We start from the raw sequence: 16,133 nt of genomic DNA on the forward strand, positions 1-16,133 counted from the left end.
GTGGTTCAGGAAGCCCTTCGGGTCAGCCATTGATCGCCGCCTCCATCATCTTCTCGGCGCCGGGCGTTCCCCCGTCCCAGGGGTGGCTATTCGGTCGCGATCGCGTTCAGGACGTTCATCCGGCCCGCCCGGAACGCCGGGATCAGGGCGGCGAACAGGCCCACGAAGGCCGAGCCGACGAAGACCGCGGTGATCGTCGGCCAGGGGATCTCCAGGACCTTCAGTCCCTGCAGGGCGAGGAGCTTCTGGGCGGTGGCGCCCCAGCCCATGCCCAGCCCCAGGCCCAGCAGTGCGCCGAAGAGGGCGATCACCACCGACTCCATGCGGATCATCCGCCGCAGCTGGCGCCGCGAGAGGCCGATCGCCCGCATGAGGCCGATCTCCCGGGTCCGCTCGACCACCGAGAGCGCCAGGGTGTTCACGACACCCAGGATCGCGACGATGATCGCGAGGGCCAGCAGGCCGTAGATCATGTTCAGGAGCTGGCCGATCTGGTCCTTGAGCGCCTGCTTGTAGTCGGTCTGGTCGCGGACGGTGTACTGCGGGTAGTCGTGCAGCGCGGACTTGAGCGAGGTGTACGCCGCGTCCTGCTGTCCGCTCTTGGCCGTCGCGAAGACCAGCTGGTCCAGGGGCATCTTGTCGGCGGGCACGTACTTGGCCAGCGTGGCGATGGAGATGTACTTGGAGCCCGCGTCGATGAGGCCCTCGTTGCTGGTGATGGCGCGGACCGTGAGGTTCGCGGTGGCGCCGTCGTCGAAGGCGACCTTGATCTTCGAGCCGAGGTGGATGCCGTGCGCCTTGGCGAAGTTCTCGTGCACGGACATCGAGTCGGGCCGGTAGGCGTCGGCCAGCTTGCCGGCGACCGTCTTGGTCTGGAGGTCGGTCGCGTACGACGGGTCGGCCGCCGTGATGTCGGTGTTCTTGAGGAGCTTGCCGTCGGGGGTCGTGTAGTCGGCCTCCGTGATCTTGTACTCGGTGACCCGCTTCAGACCGGGCGTGTCCTTCACGGCCTTCACCGCGGCCGGCGTGATCATCTGCCCGCTGTCGGACTGGATGATGAAGTCCGTGCCGACCGTCTTGTCAAGCTGGTCGGAGGCCGAGGCCACCATGGACGAGCCGACCACCGACAGACAGGCGACCAGCGCGAGGCCGATCATCAGGGCGGCGCCCGTGGCTCCCGTACGGCGCGGGTTGCGCAGGGCGTTGCGCTCCGCCATGCGGCCGACCGGACCGAAGACCCTGAGGACGACGGCGCCGAGGACGCGCACCACCGCGCCCGCGAGGAGCGGGCCGATGACGACGAAGCCGATCAGGGAGAGCACGATGCCGAGGCCGAGCCACAGGGAGCCCTCCTTGGCCTTGTCGGCGGACGCGGCCAGGTAGAGGGCGTAGCCGCCGCCCCCGGTCAGGACCGTGCCGATGAGGGCCCTGATACGGCCCGCCTTGGCGTCCGCCGGGGCGCCCGCGTCGCGCAGGGCGGCCATCGGGGAGACCTTGCCCGCGCGGCGGGCCGGCAGCCAGGCGGCGAGGACGGTGACGACCACACCGAGGAGCAGGCCCACCAAGGGGGTCGTCCAGGCGATGGTCAGGTCGTCGGTCGACAGGTGCATCCCCATGGAGCCCATGAGCTTCATCAGGCCGACCGCGAGGCCGACGCCCGCGCCGACGCCCAGCACCGACCCGAACACGCCCAGCAGCAGCGCCTCGACGAGGACGGAGCGGTTGACCTGCTTGCGGCTGGAGCCGATGGCCCGCATCAGGCCGATCTCGCGGGTGCGCTGGGCGACCAGCATGGAGAAGGTGTTGATGATCAGGAAGATGCCGACGACGAAGGCGATCCCGGCGAAGCCGAGCATCGCGTACTTCATGACGTTCATGAAGCCCTCGACGTCCTTCTGGTTGGCGTCGGCGGTCTCCTTGGCCGTCTGCACCTTGTACGCGCCGTCGGTCGCGGTGAGCACGTTCTTCTTCAGCTGCGCGTCGGTGACACCGGCCGCGGCCGTCACGTTGACGTTGGTGTAGACGCCCGTCTCGCCGACGAGGGTCTCCTGGGCCGTCTTCGTGTCGAAGTAGAAGATCGCGGCACCGGGGTTGGTGACCTGGAAGTCGGCGATACCGGAGACCCGCGCGGTGTGCGTGCCGACCGCGCTGATCACGCCGATCTCGTCACCGAGCTTCAGGTGGTGCTTGTCGGCGGTGTCGGCGTCCACCATGATCTGCCCGGCGCCCTTGGGGGCCGTACCGGAGGTGATCTTCATGGTGCGGGCGTCGTTGCCGTTCCAGCTGCCGACGATGGTCGGGGCGCCGCTGGAGGGCGAGAGGCTGTCCTTGTCGGCGTCCACGACGGTCACCGAGGTCGAGAAGACGGTCCCCTCCGCCGACTTCACGCCCTGGGCCTGACGGACCTCGGTCAGCGCCGAGGCCGGCATGACCGGCGGCTTGCCGTTGTCGGAGGTGGTCTCGCCGCTGTCGGTGGCGCCCTTGGCGCTGACCGTGACGTCCGAGGAGGTCGCCGCGAAGAGCTTGTCGAAGGTGGTGTTCATGGTGTCGGTGAACACCAGCGTCCCGCAGACGAAGGCGACCGACAGCAGGACGGCGACGGCCGACAGGGCCATGCGTCCCTTGTGCGCGAAGAAGTTGCGCATCGAGGTCTTCATGACAGTCATGACGTACGCCCCCGGGCGTCGAAGTCCTTCATGCGGTCCAGGACGGCGTCCGCGGTCGGCTTGTACATCTCGTCGACGATCCGGCCGTCGGCGAGGTACAGCACCCGGTCCGCGTAGGAGGCGGCCACCGGGTCGTGGGTGACCATCACGATGGTCTGCCCGAGCTCGTCGACGGAGCGGCGCAGGAAGCCCAGCACCTCGGCACCCGCGCGCGAGTCGAGGTTTCCGGTCGGCTCGTCACCGAAGATGATCTCGGGACGGGCCGCAAGGGCGCGCGCCACGGCGACACGCTGCTGCTGGCCGCCGGAGAGCTGGGTGGGCCGGTGCCTGAGTCGGTCGGAAAGTCCAACTGTGTCGACGACGCGAGCGAGCCACTCCTTGTCGGGCTTTCGCCCGGCGATGTCCATGGGCAGCGTGATGTTCTCGATCGCGTTCAGCGTCGGGAGCAGGTTGAAGGCCTGGAAGATGAATCCGACCCGGTCCCGGCGCAGCTTGGTGAGCTTCTTGTCCTTCAGGCCGGTGATCTCGGTGTCGTCGAGGTGGATCTGACCGCTCGTCACGGTGTCGAGTCCGGCGAGGCAGTGCATGAGGGTGGACTTGCCGGACCCCGAGGGGCCCATGATCGCGGTGAACTGCCCGCGCATGATGTCCACGTCCACATGGTCAAGGGCGACGACGCGGGTCTCGCCGGACCCGTACGCCTTGACGACCTGCCGCGCCCGCGCGGCAACGGCCGTACGCCCTCCAGTGCCCCCGTGCCTGGTGATGGTCACAGCCGATGTCACGGTATGTCTCCTAAGTCGGTCAGCCAACAGATCGCCGGGATCGCCCGGCGTGCGGTTGCTTCCTGGGTACGGCGTTCAGTCTGGCGTCGGGACCGGGTCCCGCGCGCTGGTGCTCGGCACCGTCTTCTCCGGGGGAAAACCCCACCCCCGGCGATCCGGGCCGCCCCTCCCCACCGCTCCCCAGCGGCGTAAAGCCAGGTTAAGGACGCACCCCGGCCGCTCTCGTCCTCCGTCGGTACGAACCCGCCCCGAGCCCTGGTACTGAGGGACCCCTAGGGGATCTCCACCGACGGGTGGAGGCGGTGTAGGGGTCCGCTCCACCCACCGGCCCGCCCGAGGGCCGCCACCGTCCCGCCCGCCGGTCCACCCAGGCTGCACCCTGCCGCGACGTGAGGGTCAAGTGCGAAGCTGTCCTCCGGCAGATAGATGCAGGGGGAAGGAATCGGCGTGGGGGACACGAGACCGGCGATACGCGAGTCCGCGCCCCACCAAGAGACACGCCGGCGCGGGGCGGTCGTGGCCGCGCTCATGCTGGCGATGGCGCTGGCCGCGCTGGACTCCACCATCGTCTCCACGGCCGTACCGCAGATCGTCGGGGACCTGGGCGGCTTCTCGGTCTTCTCCTGGCTGTTCTCGGGCTATCTGCTGGCCGTCACGGTGACGCTGCCGGTGTACGGCAAGCTCTCCGACACCTTCGGGCGCAAGCCGGTGCTGGTCGCGGGGGCCGCGGTGTTCCTGCTCGGCTCGCTGCTGTGCGCGCTCGCCTGGAACATGGGCGCGCTGATCGCCTTCCGGATCCTGCAGGGGCTCGGCGGCGGCGCGCTCCAGGGGACGGTCCAGACGCTCGCGGCGGATCTGTATCCCCTGGAGCAGCGGCCGAAGATCCAGTCCAAGCTGTCCACGGTGTGGGCGGTGTCGGCGGTCGCGGGGCCGGGCGTCGGCGGGATGCTGGCGGCGTACGCGGACTGGCGGTGGATCTTCCTCGTCAACCTGCCCATCGGGGCGGTGGCGCTGTGGCTGATCGTGCGTCATCTGCACGAGCCGTCGCGCGAGAGGCCCTCCACGCGCGCGCGTGTCGACTGGGCGGGCGCGCTCGCCGTGTTCGCGTGCGGGGGCGTGCTGTTGACGGCGCTGGTGCAGGGCGGGGTGGCGTGGGCGTGGCTGTCGGCGCCGTCGCTCGCGCTGTTCGCCGCCGGCCTCGCGCTGGTCGGGGTGGTGGTCCTGGTCGAGCGCCGGGCGGCCGAGCCGATCATCCCCGGGTGGGTGTGGCGCCGTAGGACGATCGCCGCGGTGAACCTCGCGCTGGGCGCGCTCGGCCTGCTCATGGTCGCGCCTACGGTCTTCCTCCCGACGTACGCCCAGTCGGTGCTCGGTCTCGCCCCGGTCGCCGCCGGATTCGTGCTGTCCGTCTGGACGTTGACGTGGCCGGTGTCGGCGGCGTTGAGCCAGCACGTGTACCGGCGGATCGGCTTCCGCAACACCGCGATGATCGGCATCGGCGCGGCGGCGCTGATCCTGTCCGCGTTCCCGTTCTTGCCGTACCCGGGCTCGGCCTGGCAGCCGACACTCCTGATGACCCTCCTGGGCGCGGCCCTGGGCCTGTTCCAACTCCCCCTGATCGTCGGGGTCCAGTCGACGGTCGGCTGGGCGGAACGCGGCACGACGACGGCCTCGGTCCTCTTCTGCCGCCAGACCGGCCAGACGATCGGCGCGGCGGTCTTCGGCGCGGTCGCCAACAGCGTCCTGGCGTCCCGCCTGGGCGGCGCGAGCGACCTGGACTCGGTCACGCGCGCGTTGGACGCGGGAACCGGTTCCGAGCCGGTACGACGGGCCATCGCGGACGCGGTCCACGCGGTGTACCTGGGAGCGGCGGGGGCGGCGGCGCTGGCGTTCGTGGTGCTGCTGGTGCTGGCGCCGCGGCGGTTCCCGGTACTGAAGGAGCAGTGACGCTACGCGCGCATGCACCGCGGACACCGGCACGGCGGAAAGCGGCCCGCGAGGTCGATCGGGGCGTCCAGACGGGACGGGCGGTACGTCACTGTGGGTCCCCAAGTGCGGCCGCCGTCGCGGGAGACCTGGAGGGTGAGCTCCGCCCCGACAAGGCCGTCCTCCTGCGCTTTCGAGAGTTCCACGCCGTCACCTTTCACCTTCTGTGCTGATCCCTGCACAGAGTGACGCGGTGCCGGTTACGCTCGGAAGGTAGCTGAGCGTGACAACGAGGTCCGCACGAGGGGGAGTTGGCCGGTGGCGATCGAGGACAACCCGCTGACGCGTCAGCAGTACGGGGCGGAACTGAAGCGGCGGCGGGAGGCGGCGGGGCTCACGCAGGAGGAACTGAGCGTGCGTGCGGTGATGTCGCGCACGCACATCGCCCACATCGAGGCGGGGCGGCGACGGCCGGACGTGGAGGACGCGCGGCGGCTGGACCAAGTGCTGGAATCGGGCGGGTTCTTCGAGAACTTCCTGCCCGCCCTCGACGGCCGCAGGGTGGCGGAACACTTCGCGGAGGCACTGGAGTTCGAGGGGAGGGCGACGGAGATCCGGGTGTACGCCCTGCCCTTCTCGGTGGGCTACCACTCCCTGATGGAGGGCTTCGTCTCGCTGATGTGGTTCGAGGACCTGCCGCCCATCGCCTACGCGGAAGGCCTCAAGTCCGGCCGCATCCTGGAACTCCCGTCCGTGGTCCGCGAATGCCAGGTGGCCTACGATCATGCTCTGGGCGACGCGTTGTCGCACCGCAAGTCCCTGGAAATGCTCAGGTCGATCGCGGAGGATTACGAGCATGAAGCGCAACGAACCCAGCATCCCTGACGCCTCCGCCCTGACCTCGTGGCGCAAGTCCAGCTACAGCGGCGGCAGCAGCGGCGACTGCCTCGAAGTCACCACCTGGCGCAAGTCCAGCTACAGCGGCGGCGACAGCGGCGACTGCCTCGAAGTGGACGACGCCGCCCGCCCGTTCGTGCCCGTCCGCGACAGCAAGAACCCCGGCGGACCAGCGGTGGTCTTCTCGGGGGCGGCCTGGAGCGCGTTCGTCGGCGGGCTTCGTTAGGGTTCGTCGTCCGCGAAGGCGTTGCGGAGGTCGTCGAAGAGGCTGGGGTCGCAGGGGGGTAGATCAGCCGCTCGGGCTACGTCGAGGATCGTGGCCGCGATGTCGTGCACCATGCGCCGGTACTCCTCCTCCGACCTGGCCGTCGACAGGTCGAAGGTCGGGTACAGGTACTGGATTTCCTGGGCGACCCGCGGCAGAGCCAGGCGCTCCAAGTCGTCTTGCACAACCGGCACGATCGCGTCGCGCACAAATCCGGTTATGCGGAGCGCCAGTTGCTGGCGTCGGCTGAAGGCGTCCCACTCCTTGCCGTACCAGTCACTCGCGAAGTAGCGGGGCGAGTAGACCGGTACGAAGACCGCGGCCGTGGCCAACGCCAGCTTCAGTTGGTCTTCCCAATCGGCACCCATGCGCAGGCTGGCGTCGAAGTCCACGCCAAGCGTGGATGCGGAGGGGTCCAGATTCCTCAGCTCCCTGCTCAGCTCACGGACGAAGGGCCTGTCCTGCGGGTTGGCGTAGCTGAAATACACGAGTGGTCCTCGCGGGCTCTTTTGCGGGATGCGCCCGACCAAACTGCGCAGGTTTCCGTGCTCGTCGATGAGAGCGGCGCTTGTCGGCAGCAGGCCTGTGTCCGGCCGAACAGGCTTCAGCCGCAGTAGAGGCTGGCCCAGCATCCGCTGGCGCGGGGTGATCCAGGCGGCGACGGTGATCCGGCCCTCCCCGTCGGGCGTGAGGGGCGATCCCTTGAGAGTCCTCGTCGACACGGTGAGCTGGGTCAGTCCCGGCGAATCGAGCAACGTGCCCAAGGCGGTCACGCGCGCTTTCGGACCGTTCGGCTGGTGGATGGTGTAGGCGCCGCTGTTCAGGTTGATCACCGAGGCCGTGATCACCGTATCCGGCAGCACAGCGACGCCTGTACCGATGAACATGTTGTCCCGCGAGACCCAGACGAGTGAAGGGAGGAATCCGGCGACCTCCGCCCGGCTCTCCAGCGCCTCTGTGACGATGCGGTCCGCCAGCGAGGGGTCCGTCCTGATATGTGAGACGGCTGTTGCCAGCGTGAGCGGGTGGGTCCCGACGGTTTCCACCAGATCTAGCTGCTCCTCGGCCGAGAGGACCGAAGCGAGTGTCGACCGGACGTACTCCAGAGCGGAGTCGCCGCTGAAGTCGTCCAACGTCACCGTCTCGTACGGCAGCCACGGCCAATGTGCCCCCTCGGCCAGGGTCACCAGCGTGCTGCCGCACTCCTCTGGAGGGAGAAACCGTGCCATCGAAAAGGTTCCTTCGGCGCCCACACCGTCGAAAATGAGCAACCAGCCGGGGTTGTGTTGCAGGTGGCGGTGCAACAACGGAGGGAAGTCAGCATCGTCCGGACTCCTGGCAATGCCGAATTCGACCGCGAGGTCCGCGAGGTCCGCCCTCAGGGATTCCCGGCTGTGCGCCCGGAGCCAGCGGACCATCGTGAATTCCGCGCCCACTTCCGTGGCGCACGCGGCGGCCAGCACGGTCTTCCCCACCCCTGAGGCCCCCTCGATCACACACGTGGCCCGCCGCCCCCGCCCAAGCAGCACCTCACAGACCTGGGATGTCACCCCCCGCCGCACATAGTGCTCCGGCAGCGCGGGAACCCCACCAGACGCCCCCTCCACAGCGCCCCGCCTGTTCCGCCGCCAGGGCAACCAGGTCCTCCGCTCCCGCTCCCCCCTGCGCTCCACGACCGGCGTCTCCGCCGCCCCACCCCCCAACCGCGCCGCCAACTCCGCATAATCCCCGCCCACTCCGTTGAACACCGCCCACGCCACCTCCGCGAACGCCCGGCTCTCCTCGGAGAGTTCGTGGCCGTAGGGGCGGGGGCCCCGCTCCATCGCCGAGGCCACCAGCGCCGCGAAGTCCGTCACCCCGCCCATCGTCCGGGAGACGTGTTCGCTCACGCCCTCGTAGACCTGTTGCAGCACCCGGACGGACTCCGTGCGGGTCAGGCGGTCCAGGAGCGCGTCGCGTACGCCGTCGCGGAAGTCGTAGAGGACGCGGTCGGGGTCCTCGCCCGGCGACGGTGGTGTGCGGCGGACCAGGAGGCCGGAGAGGAAGATCTCGGCGAGGTGCATCGGCGTGGACGTGGGCAGCATCGCGTACTGGATCAGCCGCATGACCGGGAGGCTGAGCGGGGCCGCGGCCAGGAGGCGGAGCAGGCGGAAGGCGTCCGGGGAGTGGCCTTCCTCGAAGCGTTCGATCCAGGCGGCGGGGGTGGTGGGATCGTCGGCGGGGGCAGGTGGGGCGGGGCGGTCCACGACCGTCAGCGGGGCGGCGCGCAGCGGGGTCCAGTCGGTGGTGCGGCCGGACACCAGCCGGGCCCAGGGGCGCAGCCAGGGATCGGAGACCTCCAGGACCGGCAGCCAGCTGATCCGGGCGCGGGCGGTGGCACCTGCCCGGCCGCGGGGGATGCCGGACAGCGGGCGGGACGAGCGGACCTCGATCGTCGCTCGGTCGGTGCGGGTGCCGCGGCCCTGGACGGGCGACGTGCGGAGTGCCGTACGGCCCCACAGGCGGCTGGGGAGCACCTGGAGCGCGGTGACGGGGCGGCGGCGGGACCAGGCGGCGAGGGTGTCCGTGAGTTCGCCGCCGTACCAGGCGGGGCCGACGCCGTCCGTCAGGATCAGGACCGCGCGCCGGCCGGTGGGGTCGGCCAGTGTCTCCCTCCAGCGGCGGGTGGAGGACGGGGTGCGGGTGCCTCGCCGGAAGGGGGCCAGGGTCGGGACGGGGCCGTCGGTGTGCAGAGCCCAGGCGCGGACGTCGGCGAAGGCGCCGTGCCGCTGGAGCAGGGTGTGCAGTTCGTCGGCGAGGCGGTTCCAGACGGTCATCGTCATGCCGGTGTCGATCAACAGGTCTACGGAGAAACGGCGTTCGACGGCGGGGCGCAGGACGGGCAGCAACAGGCCCGAGTCGCCGAAGGCGGCGGCCGTGGCCTCGACGTCGAGGGCCCGGGTGCGGGCGGAGGGGGTGCGCTGGCGCAGCGGGCGCAGGGCGCGGGCCAGGGGCAGGACGTCGGGCAGGGCGCGGGGCTGGGTGACGCGGATGGTGTGCGCGCCGCCGGGGACGAGTGGGGCGGCGGGGTTGCCGCCGGGAAGGTGGAGGCGCGCCGAGGGTGGTTCGGGGCCTCGGTCGGGGGCGCGGTGGGGCTGCGGCTTGGGGAGGGGCGGCGGCTCGGCGGGGGTGGCGGCGAGTGCGGGACCGGTGCGGTCACCGAACCGCGCCCAGTCGACCGGTTCCAGACCGCTGAGCCGGGCGATCCACAGCACGTCGAGGGCGTCACCGGCGTCCGGCTCCCCGCCCACGTCCAGCAGCCGGGCGAGTTCTCTCCGCAGCGTGTCCGCAGAGCCGGAACGCTCCGCAGCAGGGCCGTCGGCCGCCGTACCGGATCCCGCCGCCGCAGAACCGTCGACCGCCCTACCCGACCCCGCCGCCGCAGCCCCGTCAGCCGCCCCCGACCCCGCCGTCTCCGCAGGGCCCTCGTCGGCTCGTTCTCCTCCGCCTTCGCTCACCCGCTCCTCGCCTTCCTCCCCCTCGGCTCGCCCCTCACCCCTTGTCCAACGGCCTCAGCAAGTCGTCCCGCAGCAGCGCTCTGCCCGTCTCGCCGCCCCACAGCCCCCGCTCGGCCATCAGGAGCGCGTTGAGCAGCTGGTCGTTGGCGAGTGCGCCCAACTCCCGCTGCCGGGTGAGAAACTCGGCGATCAGTGCGGACCGCGCCTCGGCGGAATCGGCGGACGTGGTCCCGAGGTGGGCGGCGACGATGCGGGCGAGCTGTTCGTGGTTCGGCGTTCCGATCTCCAGGCGGACACAGCGCCGTAGGAAAGCCATGGGGAACTCGCGTTCCTCGTTGCTGGTCAGCACCACGAGCGGAAACTCCGCGCAGGCCACCTCACCGCCCCGGATCTCCGCCTCGACGCGGTCCGCGGTCGTCACGTGCTGGGATTCACGACCCAGCCGGGCCAGCTCCGGGATGACGAACTCGCCCTCCTCCAGCACGTTCAGGAGGTCGTTGGGAAAGTCCATGTCGCTCTTGTCGATCTCGTCGATGAGCAGGACGCGGGGCCGGCGCCAGGGCAGCAGGGCGGTGCCGAGGGGGCCCAGCCACAGGTACTTGCCGATGTCCGGGGGCGGGGGCGGTTGGGAACCGCGGACGCCCTGCGCGCCCAGGGCCGTGTTGCGCAGCCCCGCGTCGTAGAGGCGGCCGACGGCGTCGTACTCGTACAGGCCGTCCTTGAGGGTGGAGCGGCTGGTGATGGGCCAGCGCAGCACGGGCCCGAGCTTCAGCTCGTGGGCGACCGCGTACGCGAGGGTGGACTTGCCGGTGCCGGGCCTGCCGGTGAGCAGCAGAGGCCGGCGCAAGTGCAGGGCGAGGTTGACGAGGTGGATCTCCCGCTCGCCCGCCTGGTAGGCCGCGCCCTGCCCGGCCCGGCCCAAGTGCCGTTGGACGGCGTCGTGATCGGGCAGCGACGGCGAGTCCAAAAGCCCCGCGCCGTCGTGCCGGAAGGCCCGCCAGGGAGGTGCCGGGGGCAGCCGGAGAATGCCGTCGTGCGGGGTGCCGGTGCCCCGGTAGACCCACCAGTCCTGTGTCTGCGTCATGCTGCTCCTTCACCGGCGGCGCGCATACCGGTCATCGGGCTGAACTGGTTGGGGAAGACGAGCGTCGGGTCGTCCCACAGCAGGGTGATGTTGTGGCCCACGCTCTCGTCGTCGTGGCGCCGCTGCTGGCGTGTCTCCAGGACGCTGTGCGGCAGTTCGGCGAGCAGGGCGGGCGGGCGTCCGTCGCGCAGCGCCTCAAGGAGCAGTCCGGGATCGCCGCCGTCCCGCCGCCACACCATCACCGGGATGCCGTCGTAGAAGAGGGCGTCGCGTACGGCGCCCAGCATGAGCTCGTCGAGCGGGTCGTACGGCGCTCCCAGGCCCAGGCAGGCCAGGTCGGCATGGCGCCTCAGCCAGGCCTCCAGGTCCGCGCGGCTGCCCAGCCGCAGCGGCGGGTACTTGCCGTTCGGGCAACTCCACTCCTTGTACCGGGAGTTGTCGACGGAGTCCGCTCCGGGGCTGATCCAGCCGATGCGCGCCAGCGCGTCACCGGGTGTGCAGTCCTGGTCGAGGGCGCTCCAGCGGTCGGTCCAGCGGTCGTGGATCGAGATGTCGTCGTAGCGCATCAATGACCGTACGACGACCAGGCAGTTGAGGCTCAGCGGCACCCCGGCCGAGCCGCTCGGCCACCGTTCGGCGGGGTAGCCCAGCAGGGAGTCCGGCAGCAGGAACTCATAGCGCCGGTGTGCTCCCCGGCCGACCTCCGCCGGTTCCTTCCAGGCCAGCAGGAACTCCTTGCCGCGGCACTCCAGTTCGGCGCCGGTGAACAGCTCCGTGGGGTCCGTCGACCCGCCGAACTCGTACGGCGCACCGTCCGCGCCCACGTAGTAGAAGCCGCGCAGGCGGTAGTGCCGCCGGGTGTACCGCACGTCGTCGTCCACCGGGCCGTACGGTTCCTCCTCCTGGACCCGGATCTGGATGACGACCTGACGCCCGGCGGCCGCGGTCCAGGCCGTCGCCGGATGCGCCGCGATCTCCCGTACGGCGGTGTCGCGGGCTGGAAGCCGGGCGAGGAGCCGACCGATCCGGTCGCCCTCGCCCCACTCCACGGCCTCCTCGTGGAGCAGGACGAGGAAACGCAGCAGGTCCGTGCGGCGGGCGGTCGGGTTGTCGCCGTCCACGCGCGCGTCGTACAGCCGTTGCAGGACGTACGGGAGGGGTCCGGTGTCCACCGGCCGGCCGTCCGCTCGGCGCTCGGCCACGTACAACGACACCGCCCGCTCCCCGAACTCCCGGGGGAGGTCCCGCAGTTCGCGTACGAGGTCCAGCATGAAGCCGAGGGGCAGCGGGCCGCGCGCTCCGGTCACCACGGTGACGACGAGCGCGAACCACTCGGCGCTGATGTCGTCTCCCTCCACCTCCAGCACCGCGTCCTTCAGCCTCGGCAGCGTGCCGGTGCGCCGACCGGCGCGGACGATGGCGCGCAGATGGTCGAGGGCGCGGTTGTGCTGGTCCACGGTGTCCCGCAGCGGTGGGCCGAGGTCGTGGAGCAGGTCGAGGCGGTCCTCGAGGGACTGGAACCGGCGGATGTCGGCCAGGATCGCCGCGAGCAGCGGCTCGGCCCGATGTCCGACGAACAGCTTTCCGGGTCGGCCGCGGAACCACAGGAACCGTCTGCCCACTCACTCCTCCCCGAGATCGAGGCCCGCCGCCACGAGGAGTTCGCGCACCCGCTCGGTGCCGGTGTCGTCCGGGGCGATGTCCGCGAGGGCGTCGTACAGGGCCCTCAGCACCGCGTCCGGTGTCAGACTGCTCGCGCTCCGGCGTACCAGGGCCCGGAGGTGCGTGCGGGCGTCGCGGCTCTCGTCGACTCCGACGAAGACATGGCCGAGGTTCTCGCCCATCAGGGCGAGGAGTTCGTGCCGGGTGTCGAGGCGGTGGAGCTTCTCGCAGGCCAGCAGGGCATCCAGCAGGGCCTTGGGGTCGGGGAACCGGAAAGCCGCGGAAGGCGCGGGCGCAGACGACGGTGGAGCGGGGGTGCCGACCGGGCCGGAAGACGGCGTCGGCGCCCGCGACGGCAGGATCACCGGAGAGCCGAGAGCCGGTACCGTCTCGTACCGCTGCCCGGTCAGCAGTCGCAGCAGCTTCTCCGCACCGGCGACGGTGAACTCGCCGACCGGGTAGTAGGTGGTGGTGCGGCCGCCCAGCCAGTCGGGCAGGTCGGCGGCGGACCCGCCGGGCAGGACGACGGGGGCGATCCGGTCGAGAGCGGCGGTCGGATCCTCGTAGACGAGTCTTCGCAGCAGCCCTGCCTCCCACTGCACCCCCGAACCGACTCCGGCCGGAGCGTCGCCCTCCGCGCGCCGCTTGTACTCCGCCGAGGCGACGACGATCACGTACCGGCTGCCCCGGATGCCGCGCGACATCCACAGCGCCCAGTCCTGGCGGCGTTCGTCAGCGGGCAGGTCCAGTTCGGCATCGATGCCGCATTCACGCAGGAAGAGCCAGAAGTCCCGGACCCGTTCGACATGCGCCGGGTCGTCATGGGCGTACGAGATGAAAACCCGGACAGGTGATGGCACCACACTCATGTGGCCTCCCCCTTGCCTTGCAGCGCACCACGCGAGTGGACCCATGATGACCCAACGGCTGCTGCCAGGTGTCCTGTTTGGCAGGGTCGGATGCGATGGACCACCGCGCCCCCCAGCGTCGGGCCGCGCGCTGGCGGGTGGTCACAAGTGCGCCCGCCCCGAGGGCGACGACCCCTGCGGACACCGGACGGTTGCACCGACACGATCCGGCACTCAAAAGTCTGAGTTAACGCGGGTAACACCGCAGGTCAGAGAAGTAAGCGCATACCGACCGATCAGTTTGTCGAAAGGGCTGTACAGATTCGAACCGGCGGGTAACGTGCGGGGCTCCGCTCCCCCGCCACTCCCCAAACTCCGAGCCGCACAAGGAGCCCCGGGATGTCCCACGACCCGTCCCCACCCCACCTCACCTACCCCTGGCAGCCGCCCGCCCCGCCCCCCGAACCCGATCACCGCCGCCCGCGCCGGCGCGCCCCGCTCGGGCACCACGGCGACCTCAGGACCCTGCGCAGCGCGTACCGCTGGCAGCGGCGCACCGCCACCCTCACCGCGCTCGGCTACTTCACCCTCTTCCTCGTGCTGTCGGCCCTCGCGCCCGGCTTCATGACGAGCGAGCCCGTCGGCGGAATACCCACCGGCCTGCTCCTCGCGCTGCTCCAACTGCCCGTCACCTGGCTGGCGATCGCCCTGTACGAGCACACCGCGCGCCGGCTGGTCGACCCGATCGCCGACCGCATCCGCAAGCAGTCCGAGGTGGACGCCGAACGAAGGGCGACGACACGATGACCGGCTTCAGCGACTCCGCGCAGGCGATGTCCCTGGTGGCGTTCTCCGCCGTGGCCACCCTCACGCTGCTGCTGTGCGTGATGACCGGCCCCGACCGCGACGACCTCGACGAGTTCTACACCGGCTACAACTCCCTTTCCCCGCTGCGCAACGGCCTCGCCATCGCGGGCGACTACATCTCCGCCGCGACCGTCCTCGGCACCGGCGGGGTCATCGCCCTCTACGGCTACGACGGCGTCGTCCTCGCGCTCAGCACCGCCCTGTCGCTGATGCTGCTGATGTTCCTGCTGGCCGAACCCCTGCGCAACGCGGGCCGGTTCACCATGGGCGACGCGCTGGCCCGCCGGATGCCCGGCCGCTCGGTGCGGATCACCGCGAGCCTGGTCACCCTCGCCGCGCTGCTGCCGCTGATGCTGGTGCAGCTGGCCGGCGCGGGCCAACTCCTCGCGTTCGTCCTGGGGTTCTCCGGCGACTCCCTCAAGACGGGCTTCATCATCGGACTCGGCCTGCTGATGATCGCCTACGCGGCCATCGGCGGCATGAAGGGCACCGCGCTCATCCAGATGCTGAAGATCGTGATGCTGCTCGGCTCGGGCGCCGTGGTCGCCGTACTGATCCTGAACCGCTTCTCCTGGAACCCGTCCGCCCTCTTCGACGCGGCCGCGCGACAGAGCGGTGTCGGGTCCCAATTCCTCGGTCCTGGGCAGGAGTTCGCGGCCGGGCCGTACCCGCGTCTCGACATGATCACCTCCCAACTCGCCGTCGTCATCGGCGGCGCGTGTCTGCCGCACGTCACCATGCGCATGTACACCGCCAACAGCGCCCGTCAGGTGCGGCGTTCGATGTCCTGGGCGGTCTCGTCGGTGGCGTTGTTCGTGCTCGTCATCACCGTCGTCGGCTTCGGCGCGACCGCGCTGATCGGGCGCGCGGTGCTCGCCGAGGCCGACCCGCAGGGCAACACGGCGTATCTGCTGGGCTCCCGGGCCGCGTTCGGCCCGGACGTCTCCGGCGCGGAGACCCTGCTGTTCACGACGGTCACCACCGCGCTCTTCCTCACCCTGCTCGCCTCCGTCGCCGGCATGATCCTCGCCTGCGCCAACTCCCTTGCGCACGACGTCTTCTCGACCCGCGGGACGTCACCGCGCCGGGAGATGCTGCTGGCCCGCGTCTCCGCGCTCGCCGTGGGCATCCCGACGATCCTCCTGGCGACACTCATCCAACACCGCAGCCTGCAGCCGCTGGTGATCCTCTCGTTCTGCGTCGGCGCGTCCGCTCTCGCCCCCGCCCTCGTCTACGGCCTCTTCTGGCGCCGCTACACCCGAACGGGCCTGCTGTGCACGCTGATCGGCGGCACGGTGTCCGTGCTGGCGCTGATGCCGGGCACGCTCCTCGTCTCGGGCTCCCCCCTCGCCGCGTTCCCCGAAGCGGACTTCAACTGGCTGCCGTTCACGACGACGGGGCTGGCGACGATCCCGGCGGGGTTCCTGTTCGGCTGGGCGGGGACCGTGCTCTCCGGGCGCCGGAAGGCGGAGGAACAGCGTCGCCAGTACGAGGCGGTTGAGGGGTGGATTCTGGCGGGGGCGGTGAGGAGGGGGCGTAAGGGGTCGTCGTATGTCTGCGGGTGAGTGGGGGCTATCCTCGACCCGATCGAGGAGTACTGGGACCGGCACGGCAAGCCCGCGCAGTACGAGTCCGG

The 16,133-nt window shown here is 70.7% G+C and carries 12 protein-coding genes; 5 read left to right on the plus strand and 7 right to left on the minus strand.

The window, feature by feature from the left end:
* Positions 1 to 86: 86 nt before the first annotated feature.
* Complete coding sequence (locus ABZ896_RS47685) at positions 87 to 2,666, minus strand: FtsX-like permease family protein (RefSeq protein ID WP_360943941.1); 2,580 nt, start codon at positions 2,664 to 2,666, stop codon at positions 87 to 89.
* Positions 2,663 to 3,451 (minus strand): ABC transporter ATP-binding protein, encoded by a 789-nt coding sequence (locus ABZ896_RS47690; RefSeq protein WP_360943944.1) that lies wholly within the window; start codon positions 3,449 to 3,451, stop codon positions 2,663 to 2,665. The genes ABZ896_RS47685 and ABZ896_RS47690 overlap by 4 nt, the downstream gene beginning before the upstream one ends.
* A 447-nt stretch (positions 3,452 to 3,898) precedes the next feature.
* Between ABZ896_RS47690 and ABZ896_RS47695 the strand changes: the two genes are divergently transcribed.
* Positions 3,899 to 5,398, plus strand: coding sequence for an MFS transporter (locus ABZ896_RS47695; protein ID WP_360943947.1), 1,500 nt, complete (start codon positions 3,899 to 3,901; stop codon positions 5,396 to 5,398).
* A 2-nt stretch (positions 5,399 to 5,400) separates the two neighbouring features.
* On the opposite strand, the gene ABZ896_RS47700 is transcribed toward ABZ896_RS47695, so the two are convergent.
* Positions 5,401 to 5,583: a hypothetical protein gene (locus tag ABZ896_RS47700; RefSeq protein WP_360943950.1), complete on the minus strand. Its 183-nt coding sequence runs from the start codon at positions 5,581 to 5,583 to the stop codon at positions 5,401 to 5,403.
* 112 nt (positions 5,584 to 5,695) lie between these two features.
* Between ABZ896_RS47700 and ABZ896_RS47705 the strand changes: the two genes are divergently transcribed.
* Positions 5,696 to 6,262: a Scr1 family TA system antitoxin-like transcriptional regulator gene (locus tag ABZ896_RS47705; RefSeq protein WP_360943953.1), complete on the plus strand. Its 567-nt coding sequence runs from the start codon at positions 5,696 to 5,698 to the stop codon at positions 6,260 to 6,262.
* On the plus strand, positions 6,234 to 6,500 hold the full coding sequence (locus ABZ896_RS47710) for a DUF397 domain-containing protein (protein WP_360943956.1): 267 nt from the start codon (positions 6,234 to 6,236) through the stop codon (positions 6,498 to 6,500). The genes ABZ896_RS47705 and ABZ896_RS47710 overlap by 29 nt, the downstream gene beginning before the upstream one ends.
* Here the strand turns inward: ABZ896_RS47710 and ABZ896_RS47715 are convergent.
* From ABZ896_RS47715 to ABZ896_RS47730, 4 genes are read right to left on the minus strand one after another with little or no spacing between them, the layout of a single operon-like run.
* Complete coding sequence (locus ABZ896_RS47715; RefSeq protein WP_360943959.1) at positions 6,497 to 10,036, minus strand: toll/interleukin-1 receptor domain-containing protein; 3,540 nt, start codon at positions 10,034 to 10,036, stop codon at positions 6,497 to 6,499. The two genes, ABZ896_RS47710 and ABZ896_RS47715, sit on opposite strands and share 4 nt — an antisense overlap.
* Positions 10,037 to 10,070: 34 nt before the next feature.
* Positions 10,071 to 11,120, minus strand: a complete 1,050-nt coding sequence (locus ABZ896_RS47720) for a MoxR family ATPase (RefSeq protein ID WP_360943962.1) — start codon at positions 11,118 to 11,120, stop codon at positions 10,071 to 10,073.
* Positions 11,117 to 12,742 (minus strand): hypothetical protein, encoded by a 1,626-nt coding sequence (locus ABZ896_RS47725; protein ID WP_360943965.1) that lies wholly within the window; start codon positions 12,740 to 12,742, stop codon positions 11,117 to 11,119. The genes ABZ896_RS47720 and ABZ896_RS47725 overlap by 4 nt, the downstream gene beginning before the upstream one ends.
* A complete protein-coding gene (locus ABZ896_RS47730; RefSeq protein ID WP_360943968.1) occupies positions 12,743 to 13,651 on the minus strand; it encodes a TIR domain-containing protein in 909 nt (302 codons plus the stop codon).
* 378 nt (positions 13,652 to 14,029) lie between these two features.
* Between ABZ896_RS47730 and ABZ896_RS47735 the strand changes: the two genes are divergently transcribed.
* Both ABZ896_RS47735 and ABZ896_RS47740 read left to right on the plus strand, forming a co-directional pair.
* Positions 14,030 to 14,437 carry a DUF485 domain-containing protein gene (locus ABZ896_RS47735; protein ID WP_360943971.1) on the plus strand — a complete coding sequence of 136 codons (408 nt, stop codon included), beginning with the start codon at positions 14,030 to 14,032 and terminating at the stop codon, positions 14,435 to 14,437.
* Positions 14,434 to 16,062 (plus strand): cation acetate symporter, encoded by a 1,629-nt coding sequence (locus ABZ896_RS47740; protein ID WP_360943974.1) that lies wholly within the window; start codon positions 14,434 to 14,436, stop codon positions 16,060 to 16,062. Before ABZ896_RS47735 ends, ABZ896_RS47740 begins: the two co-directional genes overlap by 4 nt.
* Positions 16,063 to 16,133: the final 71 nt, after the last annotated feature.

The organism is Streptomyces sp. NPDC047072 (assembly GCF_040643855.1).
Taxonomy (GTDB): domain Bacteria; phylum Actinomycetota; class Actinomycetes; order Streptomycetales; family Streptomycetaceae; genus Streptomyces.

Bases quoted from the DNA above. Each gene is read 5' to 3' on its own strand.
- ABZ896_RS47685 (WP_360943941.1), bottom strand. From the start codon at position 2,666: ATGACTGTCATGAAGACCTCGATGCGCAACTTCTTCGCGCACAAGGGA.
- ABZ896_RS47710 (WP_360943956.1), top strand. From the start codon at position 6,234: ATGAAGCGCAACGAACCCAGCATCCCTGACGCCTCCGCCCTGACCTCG.
- ABZ896_RS47720 (WP_360943962.1), bottom strand. From the start codon at position 11,120: ATGACGCAGACACAGGACTGGTGGGTCTACCGGGGCACCGGCACCCCG.
- ABZ896_RS47730 (WP_360943968.1), bottom strand. From the start codon at position 13,651: ATGAGTGTGGTGCCATCACCTGTCCGGGTTTTCATCTCGTACGCCCAT.
- ABZ896_RS47735 (WP_360943971.1), top strand. From the start codon at position 14,030: ATGTCCCACGACCCGTCCCCACCCCACCTCACCTACCCCTGGCAGCCG.
- ABZ896_RS47740 (WP_360943974.1), top strand. From the start codon at position 14,434: ATGACCGGCTTCAGCGACTCCGCGCAGGCGATGTCCCTGGTGGCGTTC.